Source organism: Symbiopectobacterium sp. Eva_TO (genome assembly GCF_053848865.1).
On the sequence record NZ_JBSPEY010000004.1, the window covers coordinates 1,625,868 to 1,651,228 of the forward strand.

Consider the following 25,361-nt stretch of genomic DNA (forward strand, 5'->3'; position numbering starts at 1 on the left):
CCGCTGATTCACGCCTCATTTCCTTAGCGAGCTTTAAGCTCAAAAAATCATTCAGGTTTAGCGAGTCCCGGTCTTACCTGTCTTTGTCATCACGCTGGCCACCAGAGCAACCTTTTTGCATTCACCCTTTTTAAGAGTAAATAGTTATCGGTATCAGCGATTAATAGGGCCTGATACTGACATGATTTTTATCGTACTTACGCTCATGGGCGGCTAGCGCCCACACAGTTCGCGCCAGCTTATTTGCCATCGCCACGATAGCCACACCGGTCGGACGCCGTTTTTTAAGTTCCGTTATCCATGGCCCAGGCTCTTTAGCAACTAACGAAGCGGCTCTTGCCCCATGGATAAACAGCGTTCGCAGATAGGTGTCACCACGTTTGCTTATCCCCAGCAGCCGAACTTTCCCCCCGGAACCCGTCTGCTTCGGCACCAGACCGACATAAGCAGCGAACTGTCTGCCGGATTTAAACGCTGAGGCTTCCCCCATGGTGGCAACTGCCGCTGTGGCGATTAACGGCCCCACGCCGGGAATTTCCATCAGCCGTTTACAGGTTTCGTTCTGCCGGGCCACGCTGTTAAGCTGTTTTTCAAGGCCATCTATCAGCATGTCCAGCTCATTCAGTCTGTTGTACTGGTCTTCCAGCACGGTGATGAGATACGGCGGCAGCTTCGTTTTCAGCCGCTCCAGTGCAGCCGGTAGCTCCCTGTCCATCGCTGCCCGACCTTTATGGATGGTTTCGCCAAACTCCAGTAATGTTCCGTGCAGCGCGTTAATCTGTGCAGTTCTGAACTTCACCAGTTGTCTGCGTGAACGGTGCAGAACCAGTACCGATTGCTGTTCTTCCGTTTTTACGGCTATCGCCTTGCCTGGCTGCTGTACCGCCATCCAGATAGCGCGGGCATCCATGACATCATTCTTGTTGCCCATGACGAACGCCTTGACGAACCGTCCCTGCATCAGCCGGACTTTATGCCCCAGCTTTTCCAGTTCCCGGGCCCAGTGCTGAGAGCCTCCACAGGCCTCCATGCCAATCAGGCAAGGCTCCCGGTTACTGAAGAACGTCAGAAAATCCTTGCTGCGCAGCTGCTTGTCCACCACTTCACCTGTGTGCTCATTGACGAAGTGAACCTGAATCAGATGCTTTGCGATATCAACGCCAACCGGTGTATATTTCATGCTGTGGAGTCTCCAGTCTGAGGGAGCTTTATGCATCCCGTATTGGGCACCATGATGCCGGAAATCTGCGAGGCTCCACACCTGCCGACTTCACTCTTTCAACCATCATTCTGCTCCGCGCTTAAAGAGGTGGGATGCGTTCATTACATTTCCTTTTTTACCACAGAGTCTAGAAATTCAAGTCCGATCAGCGCACATCGTCACCATCGTCCAGATGTTCACGGATCAGCGACATAAATGGCGTACCGAATCGCTCCAGTTTACGCTGCCCGACGCCGTTAATCGTCAGCAATTCGCTTGCCGTCACCGGCAAGCGATCAGCCATTTCCAGCAGCGTGGCATCACTGAACACCACATAAGGCGGGATATCGCCCTCATCAGCAATGGCTTTGCGTAGTTTGCGCAGTTTGGCAAACAGCTTGCGATCGTAAAGCCCGGTGTACGATTTTTGGTTCGCTTTCGGCTTCAGGTTAACCACGCGAGGTACCGCCAACTGCAAAGGTATCTCACCGCGCAGCACCGGACGGGCCGATTCGGTCAGTTGTACCGCTGAGTGCAATGCAATATTTTGCGTGAGGAACCCCAGGTGAATCAGTTGGCGCAGCACGCTGACCCAATGCTCATGCGATTGCTCACGGCCAATGCCGTACACTGGCAGCTTGTCGTGTCCCCATTCGCGAATACGCTGGTTATTAGCCCCGCGCAACACTTCCACCACATAGCCCAGGCCAAAGCGCTGCCCCACCCGATATACGCAGGAGAGCGCCTTTTGCGCATCCACCAGGCCATCATAGCGCTTAGGTGGATCGAGGCAGATATCACAGTTACCGCAAGGGGCATGCCGCCCTTCACCAAAATAGTTAAGCAACACCAGACGGCGGCAGGTTTGCGCCTCCGCGAACGCCCCCATCGCGTTCAACTTGTGTCGTTCAATTTCTTGCTGCGGGCCCGGCGGTTTTTCCTCAAGGCAGCGGCGCAACCACGCCATGTCAGCCGGATCGTAAAACAGCGCGGCTTCCGCAGGCAGGCCATCTCGCCCGGCACGCCCGGTCTCCTGATAGTAGGATTCGATCGTGCGTGGGATATCAAAGTGCACCACAAAGCGCACGTTGGGTTTGTTAATACCCATGCCAAAGGCGACGGTGGCTACCACCACTTGCAAATCGTCACGTTGAAACGCTTCCTGTACCTGCGCACGCCGTTCGTTGTCCAAGCCAGCATGATAGGCCGCCACGCTGAGGCCACGATTTTGCAGACGCGCACTGATATCCTCCACCTTCGCCCGGCTGTTGCAATAAATGATGCCGCTTTTACCGCGCTGACCCTGCACAAACATCCACAGTTGATCGAGCGGTTTAAATTTCTCCACCAGCGTATAGCGGATATTGGGCCTGTCGAAGCTGCTCAGATGAATATGCGGTTCGTGCAGATCGAGCAGGCGCACAATATCACTGCGCGTAGCGTCGTCGGCGGTTGCCGTCAAGGCAACCACTGGCAGCGTGGGGAAACGCTGCTTGATTTGCCCAAGGGCGCGGTATTCCGGGCGGAAATCATGCCCCCACTGGGAGATACAGTGCGCTTCGTCGATGGCAATCAGTGCCGGATTCCACTGAGCAAGCTGGTCAAAGAAGCTGTCCGTGGTTAAACGCTCCGGCGCGATATACAGCAGCTTGATTTCACCGCTGCGACAGCGGGTCATCACGTCCCACTGCTGCTCACGAGTCTGGGTCGAGTTCAGGCAGGCGGCAGTCACGCCGTAGGCAAGAAGCTGATCCACCTGGTCTTTCATCAAAGAGATCAGCGGAGACACCACCAACGCCAGGCCATCCAGCACCAATGCGGGGATCTGGTAGCACAGCGATTTCCCGCCCCCGGTCGGCATGATCACCAGACAATCCTGACCGTTGACCGCAGTCCGAATGACCGCATCCTGGCCGGGACGGAATTGCTGATAACCGAACGTATCGCGTAGAACCTGAGCCGCTAACGCTTCCTTATTTAACACTTCCGCCGTAGACACGCGTTCCCCGATCCTCTTTGCATCACATCAGCCCGTGGCCGATAAAATCAAACAGGCGCTATTTTCAGCGCCTGTGATAAAAACTGCAATCTTTTGACCACGAGAATTATTTTTTCTGAAAACGCGCCTCAAAAGATATCGTTCAACATCACACCGACACCGTAACGCGTCTGCCGATGGTTGTAGTCGATCATCGATTCGCCGTAGCCGCTAAACACCTTGGTATAGAAGCGTACATGCCTGGTTATCGGATAGCTCCACCCCAACTCTGCGTTGCCGTAACCGCTGTTCCAGTTGTAATGCCCTGCGACGCTGAAAATGCTGTCGCCCCAAACGTAGCCAACACGAACTCGATAATACCCCAGATACTTGGTGATATCCGGGTTGTCATCCTTGCGGTCTGGGATCAGGAACCAGGGTTTAAGATCCACCTTCCAGTTGCCGTTTTGCGCCATCAGGCGCATATAGGCGCGATCCCAACTGCGCGAAGTTGGATCTGCCTTGCCGTTAGATTGATGATTCAGCCCCACTTCCACATCGCGCAATGTCCATCCGCCCAAACTGTAATCGGTCGCCCAGCCAAGAAATATCTGTGGTTCATAGTTAGTTTCACGAAACGGTGAGGATTCATCGGCATTCGACATCTGCCACCAGGATTGCTGGGTATAAGAGACGCCCAACAGCGAATTGTCGCCCATGATGCCGCGCCAGATGGGGAAGGCCAGACTCAACTGAAAATTCACTTCATCTTTACGCGCTTCTTTGGCCCAGTCGTAACTGCTGATCGCTTGTTTATTGATGTTGGTGGTGTAGGTATAAAGCAGATAGTTGCTTTCATAAGGATAAAGGATAAAAGGGTTATCATGGTCTTGCAGCAAATTGGCAATAATGCTGCCACGCACTGCGTGCCTGTCGTGTACAACTTGAACTTTTGCTTCTTCTGCCTGAACTTGTGCCGCCAACAAGAGCGCCACTACGCCCGCAATTTTGCGCATACGGTATCTCCGACCAACATGAAAGTAAGGAAATGTAATGAACGCATCCCACCTCTTTAAGCTTAAGCGCGGAGCAGAATGATGGTTGAAAGAGTGAAGTCGGCAGGTGTGGAGCCTCGCAGATTTCCGGCATCATGGTGCCCAATACGGGATGCATAAAGCTCCCTCAGACTGGAGACTCCACAGCATGAAATATACACCGGTTGGCGTTGATATCGCAAAGCATCTGATTCAGGTTCACTTCGTCAATGAGCACACAGGTGAAGTGGTGGACAAGCAGCTGCGCAGCAAGGATTTTCTGACGTTCTTCAGTAACCGGGAGCCTTGCCTGATTGGCATGGAGGCCTGTGGAGGCTCTCAGCACTGGGCCCGGGAACTGGAAAAGCTGGGGCATAAAGTCCGGCTGATGCAGGGACGGTTCGTCAAGGCGTTCGTCATGGGCAACAAGAATGATGTCATGGATGCCCGCGCTATCTGGATGGCGGTACAGCAGCCAGGCAAGGCGATAGCCGTAAAAACGGAAGAACAGCAATCGGTACTGGTTCTGCACCGTTCACGCAGACAACTGGTGAAGTTCAGAACTGCACAGATTAACGCGCTGCACGGAACATTACTGGAGTTTGGCGAAACCATCCATAAAGGTCGGGCAGCGATGGACAGGGAGCTACCGGCTGCACTGGAGCGGCTGAAAACGAAGCTGCCGCCGTATCTCATCACCGTGCTGGAAGACCAGTACAACAGACTGAATGAGCTGGACATGCTGATAGATGGCCTTGAAAAACAGCTTAACAGCGTGGCCCGGCAGAACGAAACCTGTAAACGGCTGATGGAAATTCCCGGCGTGGGGCCGTTAATCGCCACAGCGGCAGTTGCCACCATGGGGGAAGCCTCAGCGTTTAAATCCGGCAGACAGTTCGCTGCTTATGTCGGTCTGGTGCCGAAGCAGACGGGTTCCGGGGGGAAAGTTCGGCTGCTGGGGATAAGCAAACGTGGTGACACCTATCTGCGAACGCTGTTTATCCATGGGGCAAGAGCCGCTTCGTTAGTTGCTAAAGAGCCTGGGCCATGGATAACGGAACTTAAAAAACGGCGTCCGACCGGTGTGGCTATCGTGGCGATGGCAAATAAGCTGGCGCGAACTGTGTGGGCGCTAGCCGCCCATGAGCGTAAGTACGATAAAAATCATGTCAGTATCAGGCCCTATTAATCGCTGATACCGATAACTATTTACTCTTAAAAAGGGTGAATGCAAAAAGGTTGCTCTGGTGGCCAGCGTGATGACAAAGACAGGTAAGACCGGGACTCGCTAAACCTGAATGATTTTTTGAGCTTAAAGCTCGCTAAGGAAATGAGGCGTGAGTCAGCGGATTACATAGGGGCTCGCAGCTTTATGGCTGCAAAAAAGCCGGATATAAAGCTGCAACCTACCCGTCAATGTCAAAATAATGGATGCCTTGCAAACGGGATGCGTTCATATAAAATGTAATGAACGCATCCCACCTCTTTAAGCGCGGAGCAGAATGATGGTTGAAAGAGTGAAGTCGGCAGGTGTGGAGCCTCGCAGATTTCCGGCATCATGGTGCCCAATACGGGATGCATAAAGCTCCCTCAGACTGGAGACTCCACAGCATGAAATATACACCGGTTGGCGTTGATATCGCAAAGCATCTGATTCAGGTTCACTTCGTCAATGAGCACACAGGTGAAGTGGTGGACAAGCAGCTGCGCAGCAAGGATTTTCTGACGTTCTTCAGTAACCGGGAGCCTTGCCTGATTGGCATGGAGGCCTGTGGAGGCTCTCAGCACTGGGCCCGGGAACTGGAAAAGCTGGGGCATAAAGTCCGGCTGATGCAGGGACGGTTCGTCAAGGCGTTCGTCATGGGCAACAAGAATGATGTCATGGATGCCCGCGCTATCTGGATGGCGGTACAGCAGCCAGGCAAGGCGATAGCCGTAAAAACGGAAGAACAGCAATCGGTACTGGTTCTGCACCGTTCACGCAGACAACTGGTGAAGTTCAGAACTGCACAGATTAACGCGCTGCACGGAACATTACTGGAGTTTGGCGAAACCATCCATAAAGGTCGGGCAGCGATGGACAGGGAGCTACCGGCTGCACTGGAGCGGCTGAAAACGAAGCTGCCGCCGTATCTCATCACCGTGCTGGAAGACCAGTACAACAGACTGAATGAGCTGGACATGCTGATAGATGGCCTTGAAAAACAGCTTAACAGCGTGGCCCGGCAGAACGAAACCTGTAAACGGCTGATGGAAATTCCCGGCGTGGGGCCGTTAATCGCCACAGCGGCAGTTGCCACCATGGGGGAAGCCTCAGCGTTTAAATCCGGCAGACAGTTCGCTGCTTATGTCGGTCTGGTGCCGAAGCAGACGGGTTCCGGGGGGAAAGTTCGGCTGCTGGGGATAAGCAAACGTGGTGACACCTATCTGCGAACGCTGTTTATCCATGGGGCAAGAGCCGCTTCGTTAGTTGCTAAAGAGCCTGGGCCATGGATAACGGAACTTAAAAAACGGCGTCCGACCGGTGTGGCTATCGTGGCGATGGCAAATAAGCTGGCGCGAACTGTGTGGGCGCTAGCCGCCCATGAGCGTAAGTACGATAAAAATCATGTCAGTATCAGGCCCTATTAATCGCTGATACCGATAACTATTTACTCTTAAAAAGGGTGAATGCAAAAAGGTTGCTCTGGTGGCCAGCGTGATGACAAAGACAGGTAAGACCGGGACTCGCTAAACCTGAATGATTTTTTGAGCTTAAAGCTCGCTAAGGAAATGAGGCGTGAGTCAGCGGATTACATAGGGGCTCGCAGCTTTATGGCTGCAAAAAAGCCGGATATAAAGCTGCAACCTACCCGTCAATGTCAAAATAATGGATGCCTTGCAAACGGGATGCGTTCATATAAAAATGATAGACACGCTCGTTATTATTCTAGCTTCATAATCTGTACTTGAATCATCCACTTCCTAGTTATTCATGCTTTTCTCAAAAGAAACAGAAGCGCATCATAAAACAAACAAAAATTTAACGTTAAACTATCCTTATTCTCTGTTCCGATCGTTACTGAGGGCCGCCCGCTATGTCATTACCGCTTGTCCAGCAGGATGACACGCTTCCCCCTGATGCCATGCTGCCTCAGGAGAGCGTTCGCCAACGCGTCAGCGACATATTTATTTATCAGATGCCCTTCAACCGGGAACTGGGGCTTGAACTGCATGAGTTTGAAGCCGACCATGCCATTTTGGTGTTTGATCGTCAGGAGCGATTGGTCGGCAATGCGTTGCAAAAAATTCTCCACGGTGGTGTGATCGCCGCCGGGCTGGATGTGGCCGCCGGGCTGGTCTGCGTTGGCAGTGCGCTGTTACGGCACCGCAGTATCAGCGTTCAGGAATTTCACCAGCGACTGGCACGCATGGGCACCATTGATGTGCGCGTGGACTATCTGCGCCCGGGCCGCGGCGAGCACTTTACCCTGACCTGCACGCTGCTGAGTGGGGGCAATAAAATCGCCGTGGCGCGCGCCGAGTTGCACAACGAGGCACGGGTGCATATCGCCATTGCCACGGCCACCTATATCGTCGGATAACGCCGAATTATTCGCACGGTAACGATATAAAAGGCTGAATAATCCTATTTTACCAAAACGAAGCACCAAAACGGGAAGGAAAGATGAAAGTCACTGCGGTTTAGCGTAGAGTACTCCCTCTTCAGTCCGTTGAGTAAGCCTTCCACATGAATGAACAGCAATCACGCCAGGGTGTGTTATTCGCCCTTGGTGCCTATTTTATTTGGGGCATCGCACCCGTCTACTTCAAGCTGATTGGCGCAGTGCCTGCCACAGAAATTCTTACGCACCGGATTATCTGGTCGTTTCTCTTCATGCTGGTTTTGGTGAGCATCAGCCGCAAATGGCGTCAGGTACAACACGTCATGGGATCACCCAAAACGCTGCTGATGCTGGCACTGACCGCCGTGCTGGTGGGCGGCAACTGGCTGCTCTACATTTGGGCGGTAAACCATAATCACATTCTGGAAGCCAGCCTGGGCTATTTTATCAATCCACTGGTTAACGTGATGCTGGGAATGATTTTTCTCGGTGAGCGCTTCCGCCGCCTGCAATGGTGCGCGGTACTGTTGGCGTTCAGCGGCGTGTTGATTCAGCTCTGGCAGTTTGGCTCCGTGCCGGTGATTGCTCTAGCGCTGGCCTTTAGTTTTGCGATCTATGGCCTGTTGCGTAAGAAACTCGGCGTAGACGGCCAGACCGGCATGCTGATTGAAACCCTGTGGTTGCTGCCTGCGGCAATTATCTATTTGTTTTTTATCGCCGATACACCGAGCAGCCACCTTGGCAATAACAGCACGACGCTCAATCTGCTGTTAGTCAGCGCAGGCATCGTGACCACCGTGCCGCTGCTGTTTTTCACCGCCGCCGCCGTGAGAATGCGCCTGTCTACGCTCGGGTTCTTCCAGTACCTCGGCCCGACGCTGATGTTTATCATCGCTGTCACGCTCTATGGCGAGCCGCTCGGCAGCGACAAAATGGTGGCATTTGGCTTTATCTGGGCGGCGCTGGCGTTGTTTATCATCGATGCCCTCATCGCCCAGCGGAAATTACGTCGCGTTCAGCGCCGTGTGGCGTGAGATGTAGCGTGACAACACCGGGCTAAACAGCAGCGTCGAAAACAGCCTCAGGGTTTGCATCGCAATAACAAAGGCCATGTCAACGTGACTGCCCGCTGCAATGACCGCAATGGAGTCCAGCCCACCAGGGCTGGTCGCCAGATAGGCGGTAAGAATATGCACCGGCAGCAACAGCGTTACCCCGTAAGCCATCCCTCCACACAGTACCATCAGGCCGACGATAGAGGCCATCATCTGTGGCAAGGTGCGGATGGCCAGCAGAAAAATCGGGCGAGTAAAGCTTAAGCCCACACTCCAACCGATAAATGCATAGGCCAATGACAGTATCCACTCCGGCGTTTGCAGCGTCAGCTTACCCGTCGAGTGTAGCGCGGCACCGAGGATCATCGGTCCCAGCAGTGCGCCGGACGGCAGGCGCAGCCAGCGCCCCAACAGCACGCCGCAGCATGCCACACCGAGTGTGGCAAAAAAACGCCAGTCGAGAGCAGGAAACCAGATCAGCGCGGCGGTATTATGCGCTGCCGTTTCACCAAGGCTCAAGCGCGCTACAAATGCGGCAGCAGCCGTCACCATCAGCACGCGCAGGTATTGCATAAACGCCACCAGACGCACGTCGGCACCAAATTCGCTCGACATAGCAACCATGGCCGAGGCACAGCCGGGTGATGCGCCCCAGGCCCCAGTGGTGCCGGGCAAGGCGCTGAACTTAACCAGTAACCAGCCAGAAAAGCCGCTGGCGGCAAGGGTTGCCACCAAAATGCCCAACACTAACGGCCATTCTTGCAACAGCGGGCTCAAGATAGAGAGGGAAAGGCTCTGCGCCACCAGACAGCCAAGGATGGCATTAGCGGCCCAAAAATACGCAGGAGGCATACGGATCGTCGCCCCTTTCAACCCCATGGCGACGCCGACCATCATCGGCCCTAACAGAAACGCGGCCGGAACATGGAACCACTGCAATACCAACCCCAGCAGCAGAGAAGCAACCAACAGCACTCCCCACTGCGCCAAGGGCGAAACCCTTCCCATAGCGACAATCTGATATGACAATACCTGTAGAGGTTTTATTCTAAACAGAAGGGAGGGCTAATGAATATGGAAATGATCGTAGAAGCCAAAAATGAGCGCGTTCCCGGCTTACGCCGGGAAGCATAGCACTATGGTTACAGCCAGTTTTTGCGCTTGAAGTAGAGATACGGAGCCAATCCTGCCAGGATCATCAGCACGATAGCCCCCGGGTAACCAAACGACCAGTGCAGTTCCGGCATAAACTCAAAGTTCATCCCATAGCTGGACGCCACCAGCGTCGGCGGCAGAAACACCACGGAAACCACCGAGAAGATCTTGATAATGCGGCTCTGCTCGATATTGATAAAGCCCATCGCCGCCTGCATCAGGAAGTTAACCTTCTGAAACAGAGATTCATTGTGCGGCAACAGGGATTCGATATCGCGCAGGATCTCACGCGCCTGTTCCAGTTGCCCGCTCGGCAGGCGCGCGCGACGTACCAGAAAATTCAACGCACGTTGGGTATCCATCAAACACAGGCGTACCTTCCAACCCACATCTTCCAATTCCGCCAGCGTCGAGAGCGCTTCGTCGTACTCTTCGCCCTGACGCCCTTCCATGATCACGCGACTGAGCGATTCCAGATCGCTATAGATGTTTTCGATTTCATCGGCCAGCTGTTCAATCTTGGTTTCAAACAGATCGAGCAACAGTTCGTAGGCGTTACCGTCTACCAGCGTCTGGTTGCGCGCGCGCATCCGGTACAGACGAAAGGCCGGTAACTCGCGCTCACGCAGCGTGTACAAACGCCCGTCGCGAATGGTGAATGCCACGGTGGAGTTTCCAGCGTGATCGTCCGCGTCTTCGAAGAAGAAAAAGGAGTGGATATGCAGGCCGTCTTCGTCTTCGAAGAAACGAGCCGATGCTTCGATATCTTCCAGTTCAGGGCGCGTTGCCAGGCTCTGCCCCAACCGGTTTTGCACCAGCTCACGCTCTTCATCTTCAGGCTCGACCAAATCCACCCACACGGAGGCGGCAATATCATCGGTGTCGTCCAGTTCCAGACGGGATAAACGGCAGTTATCCAGTTTAAATGCGCTCAGCATAGGCCATTTGCTCCTAGTGCGATAACAGAGAAAGACGGACGCGTTGAAGCACAGAAACGGTGATGACAGGGCACCAACAGGTTTCGAACCGACGGTGCTGACTCAATTTGATGACGGAGGGATACAACATCACCGATAACCACCGGGGCTACCGATATAACAGCGGGAAGCCTTAGAAATGGTTAGTAATCAATTGATTAATGAGCCAGTATCGACTGGGTGTGTCCAAGGCGGGGCCCTCCGGGAATAATGATGGGAGCATGTTACGCCGAGATGAAAAAGCCTGTCAACTTTTAAACTGTGACAGTTAAAAGATGCCCGAATTGTTCAATTCTGCCTAGAACGATAAGCACATGCGGCGAAGGTGACTTTCCCGCTCCGCCTCCATGATCTTGACCCACCATCTCCGGACAGCTTTTGTATCTTAAGTTAACGATGCCCGCTGGCGCCGATATTCTCTTGGGGAGTTGTATCCCAGCGCACTGTGCGGATGGTTTTCATTGTAATGATTGAACGCCGCTGCAAGATTCTTCAGCGCTGTTCGCACATCGGGTTTTGGCATGAAGGCGATGTAATCTTCCTTCATCGTCTTCACGAACCGTTCTGCCATGCCGTTACTCTGTGGACTGCTCACTGCTGTTGTGCAGGGCTCCAGATTCAGTTCTCTGGCGAACTTCCGCGTTTCATGCGCTGTGTACGCTGAACCATTATCCGTCAGCCATTGCACTGGTTTATCCGGCAGCGCGCTACCGAAGCGTTTTTCCACCGACCTCAGCATCACATCCTGCACGGTTGAACTGTCATAACCCCTGGTGCTCGCTGCCCAGTCTATGGCCTCCCGGTCGCAGCAGTCCAGTGCGAACGTCACCCGCAGCTTCTCGCCGTTGTCACAACCGAACTCGAAGCCATCTGAGCACCAGCGCATATCGCTCTCTGCTACCGCGATTTTGCCTTTATGCTCCCGCTTCGGACGTTCAGTTTTATCATGCAACAACAGCAGGTTATGCTCGCTCATTATCCTGTAAAGCCGTTTGGCGTTCACCGGTGGAAATCCCTCTGCACGACGTTGCTTACGCAGGATACCCCACACTCGGCGGTAACCGTAACTGGGCATGTCGCTGATGATACGGAGGATGTCCGATAATATCTCAGCATCAGCTTCGTCATTACGCCGGTTGCTGCGCCTGTCCAGCCAGTCGGCAGAACGGTTAACCCGCAGTGACAGCTGCGCACGCGACACGCTCATGGCGCGGCTGACCAGAGCTATTCCCCGTCCTTTGGCAACAAGGGCGCGTGCGCTATCCATTTTCGCGACTGGCGGTACTCCACTGCTTCTTTGAGGATCTCAACTTCCATCGTCTTCTTACCCAGAAGGCGCTGTAGCTCCCGGACCTGCTTGAGGGCAGTCGCCAGCGCCGAAGCTGGAACCACTTCTTCTGCGGCCGCAACGGCGGTGAGGCTTCCTTCCTGGTATTGCTTCTTCCACTTAAACAAAAGGCTGGGCTGGATGCCATGCAGGCGGGCTACATGGGAGACGTTCATCCCCGGCTCCATTGTCTGCTGAATGATGGCGATTTTCTCTTGCGGAGTTTTACGCTTACGGACTTCTTGCCCTAACAGGATCCCGGTCATTTCAAAATTAGCATGATTGTTAGACATATATCTAAGCCTATCTCTTATCTGGAGATACAGCGACTGTCTGGTGTTACAGGGGGCTACATCACCCGCTCCGCCTCCATACCGTTTAGCACTCATCGTCAGGCAGATAGGCAATCGCCCGAACCGGAAAGCCCGGCACACCGGCAAAATTGGGAAAGCTGACCTGAAGATACGCCCCGACAGCAGGCACCTGATCCAGGTTGTTCATCACCTCGACCTGCCAGGCATCGCGATCGAGCACATAGAATTCGCCAATCAGCCCATTGTTGCGACGAAAATCCACGGCGGCATCAGTGTCCAGTGTTTCATGGCCGACGGCAGCAATCTGGCGCTGTTCAAACAAAAAGCGCAATGCCTCTATGGACCAACCCGGCGTATGGCTATTGCCTTCGGCATCGTTGTTGGCAAAGGCCTGCGCATCCGGCCAGCGCTTGCTCCAACCGCTGGCGAACGCCACAAAGCAACCCGATAGGATCTGACCGTATTGTTGCTCGAAATCCACAATGTCCTGAACACCGAGACGGTAGTCGGCATCCTGTGCCACAGCCTCCTGCTTGTGGATCACGCGCAACGGCAGCAACAATGCCTTGTTGGCAAGACCATCCAGACAGCGTTTGCCCAGAGAAAAATGCGCAGGGGCATCAATGTGCGTACCCGTCTGGGTTACAAAGGTGAGCTGTTGGGCAAAAAAGCCATCCTGCTCAACCGTATACAGCGTGTTACGCTGCACGCCGGGAAACGCGCTAAAGATCGGGATTGATTCTGTTACGCTGTGCGTCAGGTCTACCCATTTCTTGCCACGCAGGGCAGTGATTATCTCGTCTAACGTCATCCCGGTTGCTCTCCTTTTCTGTCAAACGCGACAGTGTTGATGCCTGCGCTATACCGTCTCCAACCGCGCATAGGCGGCGACCAGCCACTTGATACCTTGTCCCTGGAAAGCGACCTGTAAACGGCAATGCTCACCGCTGCCTTCCAGATTGATGATGGTCCCTTCGCCAAATTTGTCATGGCGCACCCGCTGGCCCAAAGCATAGCCGCTGTCACTTTGGCTCACTGGCGTACCCAAGCGCTGGTGATTGACTGGACGAGACACGCTGGCACGCAGGCGCACTTCCTCCACGCACTCGACAGGCAGTTCACCAACAAAACGCGATGGGCGATGATAGGTTTCCTTGCCGTACAACCGCCGGCTTTCGGCATAGGTCAGGGTGAGCTTCTGCATGGCGCGCGTCACGCCGACATAGGCCAGACGGCGCTCCTCTTCGAGACGCCCGCCCTCATCCAGCGACATCTGGCTCGGGAACATGCCCTCTTCCATGCCAACGATAAATACCTGAGGAAACTCCAGCCCTTTAGCGGAGTGCAGCGTCATCAGTTGCACCGCATCCTGATAAGCATCAGCCTGCCCTTCCCCCGCTTCCAATGCTGCGTGAGAGAGAAACGCCTGCAACGGCATCAGGTCCATGTCTTCTTCCTGATAGCTGAACTGGCGCGTTGCCGTCACCAGTTCTTCCAGGTTTTCTACCCGCGCTTGCCCTTTCTCGCCGTTCTCCTGCTCATACATCTGCCACAGGCCGGAATCTTTGATAGCGCGGTCGGTTTGCACGTGCAGCGGCAAATCGGCGGTTTCATAGGCCAGTGCTTCCACCAACTCGAGGAAGCGCTGCAACGCCGAAGCAGCTCGCCCTGCCAGCGCTTTTTCCTGCAACAGCACGCGGCTGGATTGCCACAGCGTCACCTGTCGATCGCGCGCAGTTTGACGAACCACATCCAAGGTGCGATCGCCAATACCGCGCGTTGGGGTATTCACCACGCGCTCAAAGGCAGCATCATCATTGCGGTTGGCAATCAGGCGCAAATAGGCGAGCGCATCTTTGATTTCCTGACGTTCGAAGAAGCGCATGCCGCCATAAATTCGGTACGGCATGTTCTGTTGTAGCAAGGCCTCTTCCAGCACGCGTGATTGGGCGTTGCTGCGATACAGGATGGCGTTTTCCTTGAGTGCGCCGCCATTTTCCTGCCACACCTTGATGCGATTAACCACAAAACGGGCTTCATCCAGCTCGTTAAACGCGCAGTACAAGGAGATCGGGTCCCCCTGCGCATCTTCCGTCCACAGGTTTTTACCCAACCGCCCGCCGTTGTGTGCAATCAGCGCATTAGCCGCAGTAAGAATATTGCCGGTGGAGCGATAGTTCTGCTCCAGACGAATGGTTTCGGCTTTGGGGAAGTCATTTAAAAACAGCTGGATGTTTTCTACCTGCGCCCCGCGCCAGCCATAAATTGACTGATCGTCATCACCGACGATCATCACGCTGGCGGTGTCTCCCGCCAGCATGCGGATCCAGGCGTACTGAATACGGTTGGTATCCTGAAATTCGTCCACCAGAATATTGGTGAAGCGCTCGCGGTAGTGACTGAGAATATGGGGTTTATTCAGCCACATTTCGTGAGCGCGCAGCAGGAGTTCGGCAAAATCGACCAGTCCGGCGCGATCGCACGCTTCCTGATAGGCCTGATATACCTTGAGCCAGGTTTGCTCAACGGGATTGCCATAGCTTTCGATATGCTGTGGGCGCAGACCTTCGTCTTTCTTGCCATTGATGTACCACATCGCCTGGCGCGCCGGCCACTGTTTGTCATCCAGATTCAGCGCCCGAATCAGGCGCTTGAGCAGACGCAGTTGATCTTCACTGTCCAGAATCTGAAAATCCTGCGGCAAACCGGCATCAAGATGGTGAGCGCGCAGCAGGCGGTGCGCCAGACCGTGGAAAGTGCCGATCCACATGCCGCCCTGACTGGTGCCGATCAAATGCTCGATACGGTGACGCATCTCCGCCGCCGCCTTGTTGGTAAACGTCACCGCCATGATGGAATAGGGTGAGCACTGCTCAACGGACGTCAACCAGGCGATACGATGCACCAGCACCCGCGTTTTGCCGCTTCCGGCGCCCGCCAGTACAAGAAGATTCCCACGCGGCGCGGCAACCACATCGCGCTGTTTATTGTTCAGGCCATCAAGAAGTTCAGAAACGTCCATCGGTAGAGTTATCCGTTAACAGACAAGCAGTAACCCCAGGGGCACTTACTTCACTGGTAATTTATACAGCTAAATTAGCAGAATTATAGCAGCGTTGTGAGCAATGCCAACCGTGAAATTTCCACATGCGGCAATAGCCGCGCATCGTCAATCTTCATCAGGTTGCCTTCATGCCGGTTAATCCAGCACGCTTGCAAGCCATTACGCACCGCACCGGCCACGTCGGTGGTCAAGTCGTCACCCACGTGCAGAATCTGCCCCGGAGCCACGCCCATCGCCTGCGCTGCCCGATGATACATATCACCAAAGGGTTTGGCGCGACCGTCCGGCCCCGCGCGCAAGATAAACCGAAAGTAGCGATCCAGCCCGAAGCGGCTGGGATCGGCATTGCCATTGGTGATAGCCACCAGCGGCCAGCGCTGGGACAAGGCGTGCAACGTATCATGGGTTTCCTGCGTCGGGGTAATCTGGCTGCGCCAGTGAGCAAAGTGCGCCATCGCCTGCGCTGCACCTTGGCTCGCCGTCACCGCGTCCAGCCCCGCCTCCAGCAACAATTGCGCGACTGCCCGCCGACGCCACTCGGTGACATCATGGTATATCTCCGGCTCCTGTTCACGCAGCACTTCGCGAATACGCTGTAAATCGCTGGACTGCACCGCGCTCATAGCAGGGTGAAAGGCTTGCAGAAAGCGCACCGATTCCAGTTGGGTGCGCTGAATTACTTCACGGTTATCGTACAGCGTATCGTCTAAATCAAACGTCATGGCGGCTATCGGTGCCAGTGGACGGTAAAAATACATCATGTCTTCCCTCGTTTGGCACGCGGATGTGCGGCATCGTACACCGTCGCCAAATGCTGAAAATCCAAATGGGTATAAATTTGCGTGGTAGAAAGATTGGCATGCCCCAGCAGTTCCTGCACCGCGCGCAAGTCACCGCTTGATTCCAACATATGGGTGGCAAAAGAGTGGCGTAGTTTATGCGGATGGACGTGGCTGTTCAGCCCCTGCTTGATCCCCCACTCTGCAAAGCGCTTTTGCACGTTGCGCATCGAAATGCGCTTGCCCTGTCGGGTAATGAAGATGGCATCATCTTCCGGGCCAAACAGCTCACGGCGTTCCAGCCACTCACGCAGCCAGTGCACGGCGGTGCGCCCCAGCGGCAGCTTGCGCTCTTTGCTGCCCTTTCCCACGACCCACACTTCGCCGCCGTCCAAATCGACATGACGGCACTCCATACCGACCAGTTCCGCCAAACGTAAGCCCGTACCGTACATCACTTCCAGCATGGCGCGATCGCGTACCGCAAGCGGATCGTTGAGATCGATCTCCAGCAGGCGATTTATTTCATCCACATCCATGTTTTTCGGCAGATGTCGGCCCGCTTTGGGCGCAGAAATACCGCGCGCCGGGTTAGCGGTTAACACCCCTTGCGCCACCTGCCAATCAAGAAAACTGCGCAGTGCCGAAAGGCGCAGCGCCAGACTTGCCGCTTGCAACCCACCGCGTTTGCTGCGCGCAACCACTGATCTCACCCCCCCCGCATCCAACGTGTGCCAGTCGGTGATGCCCATTTCATCCAGCATGGCGGCAATGGCACCCAGTTGACGGCAGTAATTTTCCTGCGTCAGCGGGCTGAGTTGGCGTTCCGCTTTCAAATAACGTAAAAACGCTGCGACCGAGGTCAACAATGGTGAAGGCAGCGCGGCGTCGCTCATGCCCGTTCAACCCAACGCGCCAGCATATCCGGCAGCAGGTTGGCCAGGTGTTGCAACAGCACGGTGCCCATGCCGTCTTGATAGTGATGACTGTCACGACTACTGAAAATCACCAGGCCCAGCGAGTCGTTTTTTCCCAACAGCGACAGCGCTACAGAGCCCACCTGCCGCGCCTGCGGTAGCAGTAATAGCAGTTCCGGCCCGTTAAGGCTGCCAAGATAGTGGTTACTGTCACGCAAACGCTGTATGCGCAGTGGTTCAAACAACGAACGCGACAGCGCCAAATGGGTAAAGCGCGAAGGCGCGCTGATACGCCACTTATCACTGAACAGGCGAATATCCGCGCCAACCAACCCTTGTTGGCGTGCCCAGTGCTGTAGGCGTTCAAGCAAGTCATGCAGCCCGGTAGCCGCTGACAAATCGGTCTGTAACGCCAGCAGACGACGGAACAACACTTCGTTGCCGCGCGCCTGCTCCATCAGCAAGGTGATCTCTTCTTCCAACTGCGCAATGTGGTGCCGCTGGCGCGCTAACTGCCATTCAACCAGCGAGACCGTCCCACGCACCGGGTGCGGAATGTGCATCTGCTCGACCTGGCGCGCATTGCGAATAAAGAAATCAGGGTTCTGTTGCAGGAACTGCAAAATCAGTTCGTCACTCAGTGCGCTCTGGCGTTCTGCCTGTTCCTCGACCTGCTTCATAAATGAATAAATCCATCATAGACATGGGTGGCAGGACCGGTCATATAAAGCGGATGCCCGACCCCTTTCCAATGGATATCAAGATCGCCCCCCGGTAACGAGACGCGAACTTCATCCGCCAATAGCCCTTGCTGAATGCACACCGCCACGGCGGCACAGGCACCGCTGCCACAGGCCTGCGTTTCGCCCGCGCCACGCTCGTAGACCCGCAGGCGTATGTGGCTACGGTCAATAATCTGCATAAACCCGACGTTGACGCGCTCAGGAAAACGCTCATGGCTTTCCAGCACCGGGCCAAGGGTTTCCACATTGGCCGTATCAACATCGTCAACCTGAATCACACAGTGGGGGTTACCCATTGAAACCACACCGCACAACACCGTATTATCGTTGGCGCGCAGGATATAGGTTTTTTCCGCCTTGGCGGCCCGAAACGGCACGCGCTGCGGTTCAAAATCCGGCTCGCCCATGTTCACCCGCACCAGTTCATCATCTGTGACGCTGAGCACCATGCGCCCGGTATGAGTACTCACCGCAATATCGCGTTTGTTGGTCAGCCCTTTGATACGCACGAAACGGGCGAAACAGCGCGCGCCGTTACCGCACTGGGCCACTTCACTGCCGTCCGCATTGAAAATACGGTAGTGAAAATCCAGCTCAGGATCGTAAGGCGGCTCGACCACCAGCAATTGATCAAACCCTACCCCGCGGTGGCGATCCGACAAACGGCGAATCAGCTCCGGCGAAAAATAGACATTTTGTGTAACGGCATCGACAACCATAAAATCATTGCCCAAACCGTGCATTTTAGCGAACTGCATTATACTGACTCCGCTCATGTAACCGGGCGCGGTAATTGCTATCGTGACCTGTTATCCGTGATTAAAATGCAACCGTGCCGGTTACGGACGCATCGACGGCTTTTGATGCGTATTCTTCTGTGAGTCTGGGATGTTGGTCGGCTCACCGTTCGGCATATAAAGCGACCCTTTCAACCCGCAACCCACCAATCCCAGCAGCATCAGCGCCAGAGAAAATGAACGAAATACCTGCTTCATGTCATTAAGACCTGTCAATCATCTATGCATGCTCTCTATAATCGCAGGTGGATCATGAAAAGCAATAGGAATCGAAAATGAACGACAGTGAGTTTCATCAATTAGCGGATGCGTTAATGTTGACGATCGAAGAAGCGTTGGACGACTTCGATGGTGATGCCGATATCGATTACGAAACCAACGGAGGCGTGATGACTCTGAGTTTCGAAAACGGCAGCAAGATTGTCATCAACCGCCAGGAGCCACTGCATCAGGTATGGTTGGCGACCAAAGCCGGTGGCTACCACTTTACGTATCAGCCGGACAAGGGTCAGAAGGAACAGTGGATCTGCGATCGCAGCGGCGAATCCTTTTTTGCGCTGCTGGCGCAGGCATGCAGTGCGCAGGCCGGTGAGGACGTCTCTTTCGATTAACGCGGGAAAACGCTCTGTTGCCACCAAGGACAACCAGAGCGTTACAGCATGTGCAGCCGCTGTTTGATCGCGGGCGACGCGCTTTCTTTGCCCGGAGATATGTTCAAATGAGATAGCGTCGTACTGCGAAAAGGAATCACCTGTGCCCGTCCATCCAACTGCACAATCTGATAGAACTGCGGCAGGTTGAAATTGATAAAGCTGGAGCCATAGGTAAAGCGGTCATGGGACGAGGAGTAAAAACGGCTCACGTCACGTACCAGTTCTTCCTTGCTGCCTTCACAGTGGTGATAAACCTCAACGCGGTTCGATTCATCCAGAATAAAGATATTAAATCCTTGCTCTTCCGGCAGATCTTCAAAGAAGAACTGGATGATCCCTTCGCTCGCCACGCCGTCGATGACTGCTGGCAGATGGATATGGTTGGTCTCCACCTGCGTGGGCAACCCTTGCAGTTTGTTGTTGGAAATCGCGCCGTAGAACTCCACCGCATTTTCCAGCTTCTGCACCGATACGCTCAGACGTTCGAAGAACAGACCCCAAGTCTGCCCTGCCACTTTTACCGCTTTGAAACGGCCCGGCTCTTGTCGGGTGCTGGACAGGCGTAGTTCAATGCACTCAGACACCAACTGCTGCACGCGCGTGCGAATCAAACCGCGCAGGTGTTGGCTGTAGCAGAATACTTCCAGCGATTCCGGCAGCGTCGCATCCTGATGCATTTTACCCAAAATGGTTTTCAGCGCTTCAAGCACTGACTGTTCGCCATTGAAATGCAGGGTTCGCACTTCATTCCACGAATTGCGGTACAACAGGTCAATGCTGCCCACCAGACACTGCTGCTGCTCGCCGAAACTGAACACGTCCAGATGGCGGAAATCAAAGTGCACAACTTGATTGCGGAATGCCGCCGTTGGATCGTGCTCCAGATTGACGATAATCGCCAGATGCCGAATTTCGCACGGGCTGTACAGCGCCTTGGGCGTAGGTGCCGGTAAACGCAGTGGGAAGTGGCAGGAGACGTCATCCACCAACTCGCGCAGGCGGGCAATATCGATCTGTTCGCTGCCCTTGATGTGCAAGCGCGTGTTCGGCGTCAGCAGCCCGTTAAAATAGGCCCACGCCACCAGTTTGTTCAGATAGCGGTTATATTCCAGCGGCTGATGGCTGATGATGGCATCCATAGACGGTGCCTGATTGTACAGATACCAGCCAGAGCGGTTGGCGCGACCCGCCGGAACATAGATAAAGGTCAGATCCGCTTCGGACAAGTCAGGCGAAATTTGTGGATTAAGCAGCGTCACTTTACCCGGCAGCGCTTCAAAGGCGGCATACAATTTACGCGTCAGTACACCGATATCCTGCGGACTGGCACTCACGCTCAGGTTGTTGCGCCGCGCAAAGCGGATCAGGTTGCGATAGGTTTGCATCATCGCATCGAGCAATTCATTGTGCGCTTCACGCACGCGCTCAATTTTCCAGTTGGCGCGATTATCCAGTATGGCAAGGTGTTCGCTGCTCCAGCCCCACTCTTGCACCAGTTGGCTTAGGATCTGCCGCCGCCAGCCGACGCAGGCTTTTTCGCGCGACAGTTTTTCGCAGACTTTGAGATAAAAACAACGCCGCGCCAGATCGAGGCGCGTGGGTTCTTCTATTTGCCTGAGGTATTCGGTTACCCGATCCAGCATCATACAATAAGGATCGAGTCCAAACGCCACGATCTCCCCTTTGTGCAGCCGGGCTTTGATATCCATCGACAGCAAGCGCGTGTCAGGGTATTGCCAGGAATAGGCCTCAAGCAGCAGGGTCTTCAGTACCGCTTTGTACGGGGAATCGATACTTTTATACAGTTGCCACAGACTGGCGCCGAAATACTCTTCCGCCGAGAGCGAACTCAATCCGCCCAGGTCCAGCCACTCGTTGGGCGCAAGCGCACCCTGCGCGTAAAGCGACAGGACGTATTCGTCGTAATGCTCTTCTTCTTCAACCGGCACCATATGCCAAAGCAGGCGTTTACCGGCCATGCGCACGGCAGTGCGATAAAATTCGTCCAGCAACAGGATATGCTGCGTCGAACCGCAATCTTCTCCGCCCAGGCTGCCACTTTCATTGTGGCGAAAACGGTTCTCGTCAATCAGGAAGAAGCTGACGTCCACCCCTTGCGCCGCAGCCCATTGCTCCAACAGGGTACATTTCTGCTGTAAGCGCTGGTGCTCCTCGTGGTCTAGCCAGGATTGGTGGCACACCCAGATATCCAGATCGGAAGAGCAACTCTGGCCGATGGACGAAGTGCTGCCCATGGAGTAAACGCCGGTAATCGGCAATTCACCTTGGGAATTGATGGCAGGGATCTCTCCCCAGCGCAGTTCAATGCTGTCGATGTAGCGCTGTTGGTTTTCATCAGGCGTGAAGGTGCACACACCGTGCGGAACCTTACCTTCAAGGTAGCCCGGCATGAGCGGATGATGGTGATGCAATAATACGGGCAGAAGGCGATAAACCTGCTGAAAAGCGTGTTTCATTGCTTCCAGAGCGCGGTCAACTCGCAGTTGGTTGATCGCGTCCAGTCTCTGCTTCAAAGTCTCGATGTAGAAGTACAAGACGGTCCGCCTGATTATCCCAGTGCCTAGAAAAAACCCCGTGTTCCAAACTCATCAGCAATAGAATTAGAGGAGTGACTGATAAGATAGTGCTGGAAACGTGATCAATTTAACACCTTGCTCATTGAGCGTAAAGAAACTAAAGAAAGTTAGCCACGATTAGCTTACTTTCTCTTATTGTCCCTCGCTCTCTGGCATGATTACGCCGCGATCCCCCCACCTCATGGTGAAAACACGCACCTTACCGTCGCTATCCAGCACCTTCAGCGCCGGAACGCTGACACCTGAGCGTCTCAGTGATACGATGGGCTAAATGATAAAAACGGTATTAAGCATGGTAGACAACACCCTTAGAATTGCCACCCGACAAAGCCCACTTGCACTGTGGCAAGCTCATTATGTGCAACAACAGTTGCAGCAATACTACCCCACGTTGCAGGTTGAACTGGTTCCCATGGTGACGCGCGGCGACATCATCCTGGACACGCCGCTGGCAAAAGTGGGCGGCAAGGGGCTGTTTGTTAAAGAGCTGGAGCGCGCCTTGCTGGAAGGCCGCGCGGATATCGCCGTGCACTCGATGAAGGATGTGCCGGTATCGTTCCCCGACGGGCTTGGCCTGTATACCATTTGTGAGCGTGACGATCCGCGCGATGCCTTTGTTTCGAATCAGTATGCCAGCGTGGTCGATCTCCCGCTCGAAAGCTGTGTCGGCACCTCCAGCCTGCGCCGCCAGTGCCAGTTGCGCGCTCGCCGACCCGATCTGATCATCCGCGATTTGCGCGGGAACGTTGGAACTCGCCTGAGCAAGCTGGATAACGGCGACTATGACGCCATTATTTTGGCCGTTGCCGGGCTGTCACGTCTGAATCTGTCAGAACGCATCCGCACGCCACTCACCCCGGAAGAGTCGCTGCCCGCCGTCGGTCAGGGTGCGATTGGTATCGAATGCCGGGAAAATGACGCCCGCGTGCGCGAACTGCTGGCACCGCTCAACCATGAACAGACCGCCTGCCGCGTTCTTGCTGAACGCGCCATGAATCTTCGCCTCGACGGTGGCTGCCAAGTCCCGATCGGCAGCTATGCTGAACTCAATGCGGGGCAACTCTGGCTAAGAGCCTTGGTTGGCGCACAGGATGGCAGCAAGATGATTTGCGGTGAGCGCATCGGCCCCGCCAGCGAAGCGGAACGCATGGGCATCGATCTGGCTGAAGAGCTGTTAGCCAACGGCGCAGACGCTATTATGCACGCCGTTTATCAGGGCGCAGGCTCATCATGACCATTCTGGTGACCCGCCCGTCACCAGCGGGGGAGGCACTGGTGGAACGGCTGCGCAAGCTGGGCCACGCGGCTTGTCATAGCCCGCTTATCGATTTTTCCCCCGGCAGTGAATTGCCTTCCCTGTCAGCACGGCTGGCGGCGTTACGCGAGGGAGATATGCTGTTCGCGCTATCGCAGCACGCCGTGCGCTACGCCGCCGCCGCACTCACGCAAGTGGGTTTATCCTGGCCCGCCATCCCGGTTTATTACGCCATCGGACGTACCACCGCACTGGCGCTGCATCAGGCCACTTCTCGCGCCGTTGCCTATCCGCCCGAGCGGGAAACCAGCGAAATGCTGCTGCAACTGCCAGAATTACAAAATATTAGTTGCAAAAACGCGCTATTATTACGAGGGAATGGCGGCAGAGAGCTGCTGGCAACAACGCTCGCTGAACGCGGCGCACAAGTCAGTTATTGTGAATGTTATCAGCGCAGTCCGGTCTATTATGATGGGCCGGAACAGAGCCGACATTGGCAGCAACTCGGTATCGATCGTCTGGTGATCACCAGCGGCGATATGCTGCATCAGCTGTATGCGCTGGTGCCACATTATTATCGCGAATCCTGGCTGCTCCACTGCCAGGTTATCGTTGTTAGCGAACGGTTGGCGCTAGAGGCACGCCAGCTTGGCTGGCGTGATGTGCTTATCGCGGACAATGCCGATAACGACGCGCTTGTGCGTCTGCTATCGTGACTGCACGGCCAACCGTACAACAAACCAGACCATGGGATGACCCATTATGACGGAACACCATACCCCTTCAACCCCATCGGAAACGGTGACAGAACGCCCTGATGCCACGTTTTCGTCCTCCGACGCCGCGTCAACGGATGAATCGCGCCGGGACCGTGCGGGACATGGCCGCGTGCTGGGTGGCATTGCCATTGCTATCGCCCTGCTGTTAAGCGGAGGCGTGTACTATCTCGGACAGCAGCAGGAGAAACAAAACGCCGCGTCCATGGCACAAATGAAGGGCGAGTTGTCAGCGCTACAGCAACAGTATCAGCAGGATAAAACGGCGTGGCAGGCCGCGCTGGCACAACAAAAACAGTGGCAGGACAGCACCACGAACCAGTTGAACGGGGTCACGCGGGAATCCAGCGAACTTAGCCAGAAACTGGCCTCCCTTTCCAACCACGACACCAGCACCTGGCTGCTGGCGCAGGCGGATTTTCTGGTCAAACTGGCCGGACGCAAGCTGTGGAGTGATAAGGATGTACTGACCGCGGGCGCACTGCTGAAAAGCGCCGATGGCAGTCTGGCTGACATGAACGATCCTAGCCTGCTTGAGCTGCGCCGCGCCATTGCCAATGATATCAGCGCGCTGGCGTCAGTCGGTCAGGTGGATTTCGACGGCATTATTTTGCGGGTGAATCAGTTAACCGATCAGGTAGACAATCTGCGTCTGGCCGATAACACACAGGACGATGATGCGCCAATGGATGAAACCGACGGCGAGCTTTCAGCCACACTCAGCGAATGGCGACAGAATCTGAGCAAAAGCTGGCACAACTTCATGTCCGATTTTATTACCATTCGCCGACGTGACAGCAATGCCGAACCCCTGCTGGCTCCGAATCAGGATTTCTACCTGCGTGAAAATATCCGAGCGCGCCTGCTGACCGCCGCACAGGCCGTGCCGCGTCATCAGAACGAGACCTTCAAACAGTCGCTGGAAGCGGTATCAACCTGGGTGCGGGCCTATTTTGATACCAGCGATCCCGGCACCAAAGCCTTTCTGGAACAGGTTGACAGCTTAAGCCAGCAGCCCGTCTCTCTGGATGTTCCTACGACGCTGCAAAGCCAGCCGCTGCTGGAAAAACTGATGCAAACGCGAGTGCGTAATCTGCTGGCGCAATCGCCGGCGCAGCAACATGAGGGCTGATC

22 protein-coding genes are annotated in these 25,361 nt (G+C 54.9%); 8 read left to right on the forward strand and 14 right to left on the reverse strand.

The window, feature by feature from the left end:
* Positions 1–160: 160 nt before the first annotated feature.
* The 3 genes from ACWWJF_RS10590 to pldA form a co-directional block, all read right to left on the reverse strand.
* Positions 161–1,180 carry an IS110 family RNA-guided transposase gene (locus ACWWJF_RS10590; protein WP_455869238.1) on the reverse strand — a complete coding sequence of 340 codons (1,020 nt, stop codon included), beginning with the start codon at positions 1,178–1,180 and terminating at the stop codon, positions 161–163.
* Positions 1,181–1,367: 187 nt separating this feature from the next.
* On the reverse strand, positions 1,368–3,200 hold the full coding sequence (recQ, locus tag ACWWJF_RS10595; protein WP_455869410.1) for an ATP-dependent DNA helicase RecQ: 1,833 nt from the start codon (positions 3,198–3,200) through the stop codon (positions 1,368–1,370).
* Positions 3,201–3,328: 128 nt separating this feature from the next.
* Positions 3,329–4,195, reverse strand: a complete 867-nt coding sequence (pldA, locus tag ACWWJF_RS10600) for a phospholipase A (RefSeq protein WP_455869411.1) — start codon at positions 4,193–4,195, stop codon at positions 3,329–3,331.
* 187 nt (positions 4,196–4,382) lie between these two features.
* Between pldA and ACWWJF_RS10605 the strand changes: the two genes are divergently transcribed.
* The 4 genes from ACWWJF_RS10605 to rarD all read left to right on the forward strand — a co-directional run bounded on the left by ACWWJF_RS10605 (position 4,383) and on the right by rarD (position 8,852).
* Positions 4,383–5,402: an IS110 family RNA-guided transposase gene (locus tag ACWWJF_RS10605; protein WP_455869238.1), complete on the forward strand. Its 1,020-nt coding sequence runs from the start codon at positions 4,383–4,385 to the stop codon at positions 5,400–5,402.
* Between the two features lie 422 nt (positions 5,403–5,824).
* On the forward strand, positions 5,825–6,844 hold the full coding sequence (locus ACWWJF_RS10610) for an IS110 family RNA-guided transposase (protein WP_455869238.1): 1,020 nt from the start codon (positions 5,825–5,827) through the stop codon (positions 6,842–6,844).
* A 446-nt stretch (positions 6,845–7,290) separates the two neighbouring features.
* Positions 7,291–7,797, forward strand: coding sequence for a thioesterase family protein (locus ACWWJF_RS10615; protein ID WP_455869412.1), 507 nt, complete (start codon positions 7,291–7,293; stop codon positions 7,795–7,797).
* A 146-nt stretch (positions 7,798–7,943) separates the two neighbouring features.
* Positions 7,944–8,852, forward strand: a complete 909-nt coding sequence (rarD, locus tag ACWWJF_RS10620) for an EamA family transporter RarD (RefSeq protein ID WP_455869413.1) — start codon at positions 7,944–7,946, stop codon at positions 8,850–8,852.
* Here the strand turns inward: rarD and ACWWJF_RS10625 are convergent.
* The 10 genes from ACWWJF_RS10625 to lptM form a co-directional block, all read right to left on the reverse strand.
* A complete protein-coding gene (locus tag ACWWJF_RS10625; RefSeq protein ID WP_455869414.1) occupies positions 8,823–9,881 on the reverse strand; it encodes an AbrB family transcriptional regulator in 1,059 nt (352 codons plus the stop codon). The two genes, rarD and ACWWJF_RS10625, sit on opposite strands and share 30 nt — an antisense overlap.
* Positions 9,882–10,015: 134 nt before the next feature.
* On the reverse strand, positions 10,016–10,966 hold the full coding sequence (corA, locus tag ACWWJF_RS10630; RefSeq protein WP_195314450.1) for a magnesium/cobalt transporter CorA: 951 nt from the start codon (positions 10,964–10,966) through the stop codon (positions 10,016–10,018).
* Positions 10,967–11,390: 424 nt separating this feature from the next.
* A protein-coding gene (locus tag ACWWJF_RS10635) for an IS3 family transposase (protein WP_455871037.1) occupies positions 11,391–12,598 on the reverse strand; the annotation gives its coding sequence in 2 pieces (ribosomal slippage) (positions 11,391–12,277 and positions 12,277–12,598; 1,209 coding nt in all).
* Between the two features lie 112 nt (positions 12,599–12,710).
* Entirely contained in the window at positions 12,711–13,457 is a 747-nt protein-coding gene (locus ACWWJF_RS10640; RefSeq protein ID WP_455869415.1) for a cyclase family protein, read from the reverse strand.
* Between the two features lie 48 nt (positions 13,458–13,505).
* A complete protein-coding gene (uvrD, locus tag ACWWJF_RS10645) occupies positions 13,506–15,668 on the reverse strand; it encodes a DNA helicase II (RefSeq protein ID WP_455869416.1) in 2,163 nt (720 codons plus the stop codon).
* An 83-nt stretch (positions 15,669–15,751) separates the two neighbouring features.
* Positions 15,752–16,468, reverse strand: coding sequence for a 5-amino-6-(5-phospho-D-ribitylamino)uracil phosphatase YigB (gene yigB, locus ACWWJF_RS10650; RefSeq protein WP_455871038.1), 717 nt, complete (start codon positions 16,466–16,468; stop codon positions 15,752–15,754).
* Complete coding sequence (xerC, locus tag ACWWJF_RS10655; protein ID WP_455869417.1) at positions 16,468–17,385, reverse strand: tyrosine recombinase XerC; 918 nt, start codon at positions 17,383–17,385, stop codon at positions 16,468–16,470. The genes yigB and xerC overlap by 1 nt, the downstream gene beginning before the upstream one ends.
* Positions 17,382–18,086 carry a DUF484 domain-containing protein gene (locus tag ACWWJF_RS10660; RefSeq protein WP_455869418.1) on the reverse strand — a complete coding sequence of 235 codons (705 nt, stop codon included), beginning with the start codon at positions 18,084–18,086 and terminating at the stop codon, positions 17,382–17,384. Before ACWWJF_RS10660 ends, xerC begins: the two co-directional genes overlap by 4 nt.
* Positions 18,083–18,907 (reverse strand): diaminopimelate epimerase, encoded by an 825-nt coding sequence (gene dapF, locus ACWWJF_RS10665; RefSeq protein WP_455869419.1) that lies wholly within the window; start codon positions 18,905–18,907, stop codon positions 18,083–18,085. Before dapF ends, ACWWJF_RS10660 begins: the two co-directional genes overlap by 4 nt.
* A gap of 81 nt (positions 18,908–18,988) precedes the next feature.
* Complete coding sequence (gene lptM / locus ACWWJF_RS10670; RefSeq protein ID WP_455869420.1) at positions 18,989–19,144, reverse strand: LPS translocon maturation chaperone LptM; 156 nt, start codon at positions 19,142–19,144, stop codon at positions 18,989–18,991.
* 77 nt (positions 19,145–19,221) lie between these two features.
* Between lptM and cyaY the strand changes: the two genes are divergently transcribed.
* Complete coding sequence (gene cyaY, locus ACWWJF_RS10675; protein ID WP_438814118.1) at positions 19,222–19,557, forward strand: iron donor protein CyaY; 336 nt, start codon at positions 19,222–19,224, stop codon at positions 19,555–19,557.
* A gap of 41 nt (positions 19,558–19,598) precedes the next feature.
* Here the strand turns inward: cyaY and ACWWJF_RS10680 are convergent, their stop codons facing one another.
* On the reverse strand, positions 19,599–22,154 hold the full coding sequence (locus ACWWJF_RS10680) for a class I adenylate cyclase (protein ID WP_455869421.1): 2,556 nt from the start codon (positions 22,152–22,154) through the stop codon (positions 19,599–19,601).
* Positions 22,155–22,488: 334 nt separating this feature from the next.
* Here ACWWJF_RS10680 and hemC point away from each other — a divergent pair, with 334 nt between their 5' ends.
* From hemC to hemX, 3 genes are read left to right on the forward strand one after another with little or no spacing between them, the layout of a single operon-like run.
* Positions 22,489–23,430: a hydroxymethylbilane synthase gene (gene hemC / locus ACWWJF_RS10685; protein ID WP_455869422.1), complete on the forward strand. Its 942-nt coding sequence runs from the start codon at positions 22,489–22,491 to the stop codon at positions 23,428–23,430.
* The gene (hemD, locus tag ACWWJF_RS10690; RefSeq protein ID WP_455869423.1) at positions 23,427–24,167 is read left to right on the forward strand and encodes a uroporphyrinogen-III synthase; all 741 of its coding nucleotides are present in this window, start codon (positions 23,427–23,429) and stop codon (positions 24,165–24,167) included. The genes hemC and hemD overlap by 4 nt, the downstream gene beginning before the upstream one ends.
* 46 nt (positions 24,168–24,213) lie before the next feature.
* Positions 24,214–25,359 carry a uroporphyrinogen-III C-methyltransferase gene (hemX, locus tag ACWWJF_RS10695; RefSeq protein ID WP_455869424.1) on the forward strand — a complete coding sequence of 382 codons (1,146 nt, stop codon included), beginning with the start codon at positions 24,214–24,216 and terminating at the stop codon, positions 25,357–25,359.
* Positions 25,360–25,361: the final 2 nt, after the last annotated feature.

What these genes read in the sequence shown, in the direction of transcription:
- corA (WP_195314450.1), bottom strand. Translation starts at nt 10,966, where the DNA reads ATGCTGAGCGCATTTAAACTGGATAACTGCCGTTTATCCCGTCTGGAA.
- ACWWJF_RS10660 (WP_455869418.1), bottom strand. Translation starts at nt 18,086, where the DNA reads ATGAAGCAGGTCGAGGAACAGGCAGAACGCCAGAGCGCACTGAGTGAC.
- ACWWJF_RS10590 (WP_455869238.1), bottom strand. Translation starts at nt 1,180, where the DNA reads ATGAAATATACACCGGTTGGCGTTGATATCGCAAAGCATCTGATTCAG.
- yigB (WP_455871038.1), bottom strand. Translation starts at nt 16,468, where the DNA reads ATGTATTTTTACCGTCCACTGGCACCGATAGCCGCCATGACGTTTGAT.
- dapF (WP_455869419.1), bottom strand. Translation starts at nt 18,907, where the DNA reads ATGCAGTTCGCTAAAATGCACGGTTTGGGCAATGATTTTATGGTTGTC.
- xerC (WP_455869417.1), bottom strand. Translation starts at nt 17,385, where the DNA reads ATGAGCGACGCCGCGCTGCCTTCACCATTGTTGACCTCGGTCGCAGCG.
- ACWWJF_RS10615 (WP_455869412.1), top strand. Translation starts at nt 7,291, where the DNA reads ATGTCATTACCGCTTGTCCAGCAGGATGACACGCTTCCCCCTGATGCC.
- hemC (WP_455869422.1), top strand. Translation starts at nt 22,489, where the DNA reads ATGGTAGACAACACCCTTAGAATTGCCACCCGACAAAGCCCACTTGCA.
- hemX (WP_455869424.1), top strand. Translation starts at nt 24,214, where the DNA reads ATGACGGAACACCATACCCCTTCAACCCCATCGGAAACGGTGACAGAA.
- cyaY (WP_438814118.1), top strand. Translation starts at nt 19,222, where the DNA reads ATGAACGACAGTGAGTTTCATCAATTAGCGGATGCGTTAATGTTGACG.
- ACWWJF_RS10605 (WP_455869238.1), top strand. Translation starts at nt 4,383, where the DNA reads ATGAAATATACACCGGTTGGCGTTGATATCGCAAAGCATCTGATTCAG.
- lptM (WP_455869420.1), bottom strand. Translation starts at nt 19,144, where the DNA reads ATGAAGCAGGTATTTCGTTCATTTTCTCTGGCGCTGATGCTGCTGGGA.
- ACWWJF_RS10640 (WP_455869415.1), bottom strand. Translation starts at nt 13,457, where the DNA reads ATGACGTTAGACGAGATAATCACTGCCCTGCGTGGCAAGAAATGGGTA.
- rarD (WP_455869413.1), top strand. Translation starts at nt 7,944, where the DNA reads ATGAATGAACAGCAATCACGCCAGGGTGTGTTATTCGCCCTTGGTGCC.
- pldA (WP_455869411.1), bottom strand. Translation starts at nt 4,195, where the DNA reads ATGCGCAAAATTGCGGGCGTAGTGGCGCTCTTGTTGGCGGCACAAGTT.
- uvrD (WP_455869416.1), bottom strand. Translation starts at nt 15,668, where the DNA reads ATGGACGTTTCTGAACTTCTTGATGGCCTGAACAATAAACAGCGCGAT.
- ACWWJF_RS10610 (WP_455869238.1), top strand. Translation starts at nt 5,825, where the DNA reads ATGAAATATACACCGGTTGGCGTTGATATCGCAAAGCATCTGATTCAG.
- ACWWJF_RS10625 (WP_455869414.1), bottom strand. Translation starts at nt 9,881, where the DNA reads ATGGGAAGGGTTTCGCCCTTGGCGCAGTGGGGAGTGCTGTTGGTTGCT.
- hemD (WP_455869423.1), top strand. Translation starts at nt 23,427, where the DNA reads ATGACCATTCTGGTGACCCGCCCGTCACCAGCGGGGGAGGCACTGGTG.